We start from the raw sequence: 8,226 nt of genomic DNA, 5'->3' as shown, positions 1-8,226 counted from the left end.
GGAACCCAGGGGTGGGGGTTCATCTGCGCACTCACAACAGACGATTTTCAGACGCTATCGCCCGCATAAGCGGGTAGGGTCCAGCACCGGACCGCCGCTCAGCGAGCCGTGGACTCTGTCAGAAGACTGTCGCTGACTCTGAGTGCACCGTATCCGTATAACTTGGAGACGATCAACGGCGCGAATGCGCAACAGGCACGGGGGGATGTTCCATGGAGTTTTCCATTCTTGGCCCGCTGGAGGTGCGCGGCGCCTCGGGTCTAGTCGATCTCGGCGGTGACCGACAACGGAAATTGCTGGCAATTCTGCTCGTCAACGCCAATCTCAGCGTTCCGGTCGAACGGATGGTGGACGAGCTGTGGGGCGACCCACCCAGAACGGCTCGGCGGCAGGTCTACAACGGGGTCGCCGCGCTTCGTCGGCGATTGGTGGAGGCCGGCTTCCCATCGACAGCCCTTCACACCGAGGCCGGGGGCTACCGCATCCGACTCGACGAGGCGGTCCTGGACGCTGACCTGGTCCGCCAGCGGATCGCCGAGGCCGACCGGGCGGTAGCCGAGGGTCGCACCCAGGAGGCCATCCACCTGCTGGCCGCCGCGGTCGGCCAGTGGCGAGGCAACACCCTGGACGGTTCGAGGACGCCCCTGCTCGACAGCGTGGCGGCCCGCTTCGATGAGCAGCGAATAGGCCTGGTGGAGAGGCTGGCCGAGCTACGGCTCGCCGCCGGCGAGGGCTCCAGCCTGGTCAGCGAGCTCAAGGAATACGTCGCTCGCTACCCACTCCGGGAGTCCTTGCGGGGCTCCATGATGCTTGCGCTCTACCGTAGTGGCCGACAAGCGGAGGCCTTGGCAATCTTCGATGAAGGCCGCCACCGCCTAGCCGAGGATCTCGGTCTCGACCCAGGTGTCGAGTTACGCCGGATCCACACGGCCGTGCTGCGAGGCACCGGTCATCCGCCAACCCGGAAGGCCTACGAGCCCGCGGCCCCCGCCGCCACGCCATCCACCTGCACCTCTTACCTGCCACCGCGACTGTCCGACTTCGTCGGACGGCAGGATTCGATCGCTCAGGCGATCGAGGTGGTCGAGTGGGCTGCCGAAGCCAACCGCCCCACAGTCGTGGTCATCGATGGCATGGGCGGAGTGGGTAAGACCGCATTCGCCGTCCACCTGGCTCATCGACTGGCCGAGCGGTACCCCGATGGGCAGTACTTCGTCGACCTGCGAGGCTTCAGCGCTCGGCAGCATCCGCTCAGTCCCGAGGCAGTGGTGGACGCACTGCTGCGTCAGGCAGGACTGCCACCGGCGCTCAGGCCCTTTGAATTCGACGCGGAGGCCGCGCGGCTTCGGGCTGCGTTGGCGGGACGTCGCGTGCTGATGCTCCTCGACAATGTCGCGGACACGACCCTCGTGCCGGCCCTGCTGCCGGGAACGCCGGGTTCTCTGGTGCTCGTCACCAGCCGGAGACAACTGATAGCCCTGCCGGACTCGCACCCGGTGAGCCTTCATCCGCTCGGGCCGGACTGCGCCCTGCAGCTGTTCAGGACCACCTGCGGCCAGAACCGGGTCACGGAGGAACTCGCAGCGAGCAAGGAGGCCGTCCGGCTCTGCGGACACCTACCCCTCGCCGTTCGAGCAGCGGGCTCCCGCCTGCGCCATCGACCTATGTGGACCGTTGCTGACCTGGTCAGGCAACTGCAGCACCCAAGTCAGCGGCTGCGCCTGCTCGGGCCTCACGAGCAGACCGTCTCCGACACCCTGCTCGCCTCCTACGACCGTTTGAGCGACGCGCACCAACGCCTGTTCCGGCTCCTCGGCCGGCAGAGCGGCCCCCGGATAAGCGCTCGGAGCTGCGCCGCAACAGCCCGCATGCCCCTCGCCGCGCTGGAGCAGGGGCTCGAGGCGTTGGCCGACGTCAACCTCATCACCGCCTGCGATCGCAAGCGCTACCAGTTGCATCCACTGCTACGTGATCTCGCGATCGAGCTCAACGACCGCGCAGAATCCACTACAGCGGTGAGCATCGAGACGATCGGACACGCGAGCTTCGGTCGCAGCCCAGCAGTCTCGTGTCGATCGGCGGCAGATGGCCAACATCCAGCAGACGGCTCCGCCGCGTGACCACCCCGGGAACCGTTGTGGATCGGCGCTGACGCGCCGCTCGGGCGGTACCTACCGACCCGATCACGATTAGTAGTGATACTCGACCAACGTCACTCGGCGTTGGGCGTCGCGCGGGCAGAGACGACCACCGCGTTGATCATCGATGGTTTGTGAGGACAACCGAAGATCGTACGGTTTGAACCGTCCCGGATTCTGTGAGACTCCACAGAACCGGGGCGGTTGACCGCTCCGGAGATCAACCGCGCTGCATGCCGGCAGGAAGACCGCCCGGCTCTACTCAGCGCGGAAGCTCTGCGGTGGCGGCACGTGTTCCGTCCTCCACCGGTCACTCACCCCGACCCGATACAGACAGCGCCACCGGGCCCGCTGGGTCGGCCCCGCTTCGGACCGACCCAAGGGCACGGTCGGTCTGGACCTGTCTCACCAACCCTCCGCGTTCCGAGGCCGATCCGCAGCCGCAGCCGCAGCCGCAGCCGCAGGGAGCATGTCGAAGATGCGGCACGGCAGCGACGGCCATCTCGGCGAGGACGGCTTTGCTGCCATATGTGTTCCACCAGCCGCCGTAGATGCCCCTGACCGCAACGGCCGGGCTGATGAGGGCTGACACATAGTTCTCGGCGAAGATTTGGCCTGTGTTCCACAGCGCGTCGGACGCTGGCTTCACCGGAACCCGGGTTTAGTGATGCCAGCGCATCGCCCTCGACGCTGGCGCCGACCCGGCGGTGGTCACCGGTTGGATCGCGCAGACCCAGACAGAACGCGCCCGCGCGGAAGCAGACCTCCGCACGATCGCGGGCACCACTCCGCAGCGAATGAGCCGAGCAGAAATCACGGCCCTGATAACCGCGCTCGGCGACATCACCACCGTGCTCCGCGACGCGGACCCCGCCGACAAGGCTGAGGTGTACCGGCAACTCGGCCTCCGGCTCGCCTACCAGCCGGAAACGCAAACGGTGCGCGCTGAAGTCGATCTCAGCGCACACCGTGGGGTTATGGTTTGTGTCCGAGGATCGACACGAACCGATACCCAACACGGGTTGCGCCTTATCGGTGCCATCCCGATCGGCTGATACTCACCCTACCCGTACCGAAAGAGCTCGGCCGACGTCTACGCGAATCCACACGCATCCGGAAGTCGGCTCCGCCTAAAAGGGGTGAGCCGGCCTTGACACCGGACGGAGGCGGAGTGAGAGGACGATGTCCGTCATGGTCCCTCGGCATCAGCGGCACTGCGAGCGCTGCCGTCACCGAGCCCAACATCTGGCGATCGGCCTGGTTCCACGGGATCGAGGGGGCCAGCCCACCCAGATCGAGCAACGTTTTCGACGCCACTGACCAGCATCTGAGCAAAGCGATCGAGGGTATCCGCCAGTCCTTGGCCTGCGGATACCTCGATCGTGGAGACAGCCCAACTTGAACCGACAGCCCCTTATTACCAAGAGTAGCTATCCCGGATCTATCATCAGCTGTCGAAAGTAGGCGCCGAGCTGCACTACCGGAGGTCCACCGGGCTCATGGAGTCACCGACGGCCTCGTCCACCGTTACCCCAGCGAGGTCGTTCATCACCATGTTCACCAACTCCTCAGGGATGTCGTGGCGCCCAGCCTCTCGGATCTCCTCGTAGATGAGCCGGGGCGTCCACGCGGCCGGACTTCGATCGACCATCTCGATGATTGCCTTGACCTTGGCCCAGGGGACCTCGTCCGGTCCGCCGTAGGTGCTGTAGAGGTGGAGCGGCCGAAACAGCCGTCGGCCGATGTCTTCGTCACGGACCACCTGTATCTCCCTAGCCTCGGGAGACCGACGCTAGGGAGCACGCGGATCGCGGGTCCATGACGGCGTGCCGGCATGTTTCTGCCATAGACATGCGGAAACCTGCAGCTCTGCGGTGTCTAAGCTGAGGTTCTGTCGCGCTGGGGAGGTCTGTCGGCCGTGGCCGTCCCTGTCGGCGTCTTCGACCCCTTGCCGATGTTCCGCCAGGGGGTGGTGGCAGTTTTGTCCGCCGCTGGCTACGACGCGGATGACCCTGAGGATGTGGTGGCGTGGGCAGGTCGGGCGTCAACCGGGGTGGTTCTGCTGACACTCGGCACCGACCAGGACTGGCAGCTGCTAGGACGGCTTCACGAGCGGACGCAGACGGCTGTCGTCGCCCTATTCGATGAAGTCGACGCAGTGACCGCGGCACGTGCGCTCCGGGCGGGAGCGCGGTCGGTGCTGCCCCGGCAGGTCACCGCCGCAGCGCTGTGCCGCACGGTCGAGGCGACTCTTGACGGACAGGCGGTGCTGCCGTCGAACACCGCGACCGTACTCGCGGCCGGCGAAGCGACCGGCGAACCTGGCGAAGCGATGCCATCGGAGGAACAGCGGATATGGCTTCTGCGCCTGGCCAACGGAACCACGGTGGCGCGGTTGGCGGTCGAAGTCGGCTATTCCGAGCGGGCGATGTACAGGTTGCTGCAGGCGTTGTACGAGCAGATGGGAGTCGAGGGCCGCATGCAGGCGATCATCCGTGCCCAGGCCCGGGGTTGGCTCCGCTGATTGCACTCAGCACCGGGCCGAGCCGGCCCGGTTGGCGGCCGCACGTCTCGAGTTGCCGAACCAAGAAGTTCAGGAGCTCTTCCGTTCCCCTGGCCGGCGGGTCGGTGCAGTCTCGGGCAGCACGGATGGCGTTGACGGAGGCACGCAACGCCGTATCACTGTTGAGCGCACGCCAACAAAGCGCGAGCCCCCGCATCTGCAACGCGCTGATGTCTTGGGGGTCCCGGCTGCGGCGCTCGGCCTCATTCTGCAGGTCCTCGAAGCACCGATGGGCCTCCTCGACCCGGCCGTCGAGCGCGATTGTCAGGGCTCGGAGAGCGGGAACGATCAGCGACCGATGCTTGCGTCGTATGCGGTTGGCGGCATCGATCGCAGCCTGCGCGGCGGCTAGGTCGACGGGCTCGATCCGCAGGTACGCCATGCACCGGACGGTGTGCGCCTGAACTTGCAAAAGCAGGCTACGTTGGCGACGGGCCCGGGCGAGCACGTCGTCCGCCAGGATCAGCGCCTCGTCGGGCCGGCCGCGATCGAGAAGGAGGTCTGCCTTCGCGTCGTCGCACGCGGTGCGCAGCGTGCTGTCCGGCTGGTTCTCTGCTTCGTCCCGGGCCTCCGCGATGCACCGCTCAGCGTTGGCGAACTCGCCAAGCTCGGCCGACCATCGGGCGAGCTTGAGCGCGATGGCGACGGCGCCGTCCGAGCCGATTTCGCGGGCCAGTTTCAGCGCCCGTTGCGCCAGCGGTACCGCCTCGCGGTAGTTACCCCAGCGGCGGTAGCAGTCGGCAAGCCCTTCGCTCGCAGCGAGTTGATCGTCCGGCGTCTCCCGCAGGTTCGCCTCGGAAAGCGCAAGCCCGAACAGTTCTGCGGCCTTCTCCGCCTCGCCCAGATCCCAGTGCGTCGCAGCCATATTGATCTGAATGGACAGACGGTCGGAGGGAACACCTTTGGATTCCGCAATGTTCAAGGCGTCCTGAAACGCTTCGATCGCGTCGTCGAGACGGCCCCGTGATCGATAGAGGTCGCCTAGACTGTTGAGGTTCAACATCTTCGGTCTCGGGTCGGTGAGCAGGTTCCGAATGTGCTCGCGGCGCCCGAGAAGGAGTGCCTCGCTGTCCCATCTTCGGAGCAAGACGTCGAGCTGCTCCATCTTGGAGAGCGCAGCCTCGTACCGTTTGGCGCGCCGTAACACGTCGATGAGGGCGAAGTGCCCATGCAGGTCATCGACGCCATTGACGTCATCGTCAGCCTTCAGTCGGCATCCGAGCTCACGTGCGGCGCTCCACAACATTCGCCGCCAGTCCTCCCCTTCTAGCGGAGGCTTGCCGCGCATCTGGTACGGGTCTGAGGGTGGCAGGCTGTAGAGGCCGTCAACCACCGTGACCAGTCGTTGATCGGCCAGCTTCTGCAATAACGAGGTTGCGTGTTGAGCGGGGAGCCAATGCTGGACCAGGGCGGCAATCGCCTCGGGCGCCACCGGCGTCCCGAAGGCAGCCAGAGCCGCCAGCAGCCGCCGTGAGTGTTCATGCAGCTGATTCTTGAAGGCGTCCGCGAGGAAGCGGGGCACCTCTTCCGGCGGTCGGGCAGTAACCTCGTCGACCAGTGCACCGGCACCATACTCGCTGCCGACCGATTGGACGATGACCTGGGCGAGCCAGGCGTACGAGGGGTTGCCGCCGAGCCGTTCGCGCAGCGTGTCGGCCTGGGATTTGGTCAGCTCGGTCAGGCCTGTCCCCACCGGTTCATTGAGCACACGGAGAAGGCGGCCGAAGTGCGGCTGATGTAAACCCTCCACCGCGATCTGTTTGGCTGCGCCCGGCCACGTACAGCCTAGTGTCGATGACGGGCGGGCGCTTGACACGAGAAGCACCTTCGCAGCCCTGCCCGGTGTGGTTGCGATGGTATCGAGTGCTTGGTCGAACTCGGTGTCGACGACAGCACCGGTCTCCTGATCGAGCAATACTTCGGCCTGATCAATCATGATCACGACCGGTCGGTCGAGTGCATCCAGAGCGGCGTTCAGACGGATGTGCACCGTCTCGCCGGGCCGCAGCCGGTCGTCCGTAGTCCCGTACTCTAGGCTTTCCACCAAGGTCATGGCATCTGGTCGACGAACGGCAGCGGCGTGGTGTTCGACCACCCGTACGCCACGAAGCCGCAACTCAGCCGCCACCGCTCGGGCGATGATGGACTTGCCGACACCGGCCGGGCCGAGTAGCAGTGTCACGGCCGGACCAGGGGACTCCAGTGCCTCACGGAGCTGCTTCCTCGTTCCCTCGTGACCGATGACCGGCCGAATGAGCAGGGCATGCGATCCCCCGGCGACGGCGAACATCTCCGGAATGAGGCGCATCGGCTGAACGTCGGGCCGTCGATAGGACAGAAGACCGCGTGCGAGCAGACCCGCGAGCCGCAGGCACCACCAGCGCCCGACTGGGCCCACCGATTCGTACGTGCTGTGCCAAACGGCCTGGGCGAGGAGGGACACCTGCATCTGCTTGTTCCAGGGCCCCCGCCATGTGGCCGCGAAAGGCGCCTCGCCTGGATCACAGAGAGCCCGGATCACGGCGGCAAGGTCGGTCGGCGCATCGGTCGGTTGCTTACCCGGGGCGAGCACGAACTGCAGAAGGCCGTTGAATGCCACCTGATCGAGATTCGTGACCCGATGCGCGAGCAGGGAGACGAGCAGCGTGGCCAGATCCCGGGTCAGCGGCGCGCTGGATTGAAACGTGGCAACGTCGATCAATCGATACCGACCGGCGCTCGGGTTGCGTCCGATGTTCGCCGGCACCAAAATGTTGTCCTGGTGTAGATCGCCGTGCACATGGCCGGTGATGCGGGGCTCCGGCCGCGCCATCGAGAGTGCAGGATCGTTCAGCAGGGCCAGCGGATTGGGGAGCGCCCCGTCGTCGTCGGTCATGAACCACCGAACGTCGGCGGGAACGGCCCAGCCGCTCGTTAAGTCCCCGAGCTCGCTCCGAAGCAACTCGGGAACCGTCATCTCGGGCATCTGAAAGGCCGGACCCGTCCACTCCTCAAGCAAGCCCCGGCGTACCTGATGGCATACGTCACCGAGTTGGTGATCCCGGATCCTCGATAGGACCGTCATGCTGTCGAGGTCGTCCCCGGCAAGGTGCTGGAAACTGACGAGTTCATCGGTCGGGCATCTCACCGGGTCGAATGCGATGCCGACCATGTGGTTCCGCGGGAAACTCGAGACGACGCCGTGCTGGTTCGCGGCATCGTGCTGGGCGTTCTCGGGCGCAGCGGCGCCCGGTGGGCTGACCTTGGCGATGCATCGTTGTGGCACCTTGTGGTCAGCGTGCGCGTGTTCGACCACGACAGCGACGAGCTTGGCGCCAGTGAAACCATGTGCCTGCCAGCCGCTCGAGTCCGGTCTGATCGTTAGATTGCGATCGCCGAACGCTGCCCGAACCGCATCCGCCGGCACCTTACCCAGTGCCTCGGCAAGGGGGTCTTGTTGCGGCACTGCAGGTCCCCCATCTCTTTGACAGCGGCGTGCCGCGAGTGTCACACATCTGCCACCGAGCCGATACTGGTCGTCACGGC

Annotated in this window: 5 protein-coding genes; 3 read left to right on the top strand and 2 right to left on the bottom strand. The window is 65.9% G+C overall.

Going from position 1 to position 8,226, the window contains the following annotated elements:
- The first annotated feature begins 212 nt into the window (after positions 1-212).
- Together ACLQ2T_RS21555 and ACLQ2T_RS21550 are read left to right on the top strand one after the other, a co-directional pair.
- Positions 213-2,120 (top strand): BTAD domain-containing putative transcriptional regulator, encoded by a 1,908-nt coding sequence (locus ACLQ2T_RS21555; RefSeq protein WP_425768157.1) that lies wholly within the window; start codon positions 213-215, stop codon positions 2,118-2,120.
- Positions 2,121-2,845: 725 nt separating this feature from the next.
- Positions 2,846-3,193: a hypothetical protein gene (locus ACLQ2T_RS21550; protein WP_425768156.1), complete on the top strand. Its 348-nt coding sequence runs from the start codon at positions 2,846-2,848 to the stop codon at positions 3,191-3,193.
- Positions 3,194-3,615: 422 nt separating this feature from the next.
- Here ACLQ2T_RS21550 and ACLQ2T_RS21545 read toward each other — a convergent pair whose 3' ends face one another.
- On the bottom strand, positions 3,616-3,900 hold the full coding sequence (locus ACLQ2T_RS21545) for a hypothetical protein (protein ID WP_425768155.1): 285 nt from the start codon (positions 3,898-3,900) through the stop codon (positions 3,616-3,618).
- Positions 3,901-4,056: 156 nt separating this feature from the next.
- On the opposite strand from ACLQ2T_RS21545, the gene ACLQ2T_RS21540 reads away from it, so the two are divergent.
- Complete coding sequence (locus ACLQ2T_RS21540; protein ID WP_425768154.1) at positions 4,057-4,662, top strand: DNA-binding response regulator; 606 nt, start codon at positions 4,057-4,059, stop codon at positions 4,660-4,662.
- Here the strand turns inward: ACLQ2T_RS21540 and ACLQ2T_RS21535 are convergent.
- A complete protein-coding gene (locus tag ACLQ2T_RS21535) occupies positions 4,628-8,146 on the bottom strand; it encodes a tetratricopeptide repeat protein (protein WP_425768153.1) in 3,519 nt (1,172 codons plus the stop codon). The genes ACLQ2T_RS21540 and ACLQ2T_RS21535 overlap by 35 nt on opposite strands.
- Positions 8,147-8,226: the final 80 nt, after the last annotated feature.

The organism is Micromonospora sp. DT229, assembly GCF_049844505.1.
Lineage (GTDB): Bacteria > Actinomycetota > Actinomycetes > Mycobacteriales > Micromonosporaceae > Micromonospora.
This window is presented reverse-complemented; position numbering and strand designations above follow the sequence as displayed.

Coding starts and splice junctions, on each gene's coding strand:
- ACLQ2T_RS21555 (WP_425768157.1), top strand. CDS start 213: ATGGAGTTTTCCATTCTTGGCCCGCTGGAGGTGCGCGGCGCCTCGGGT.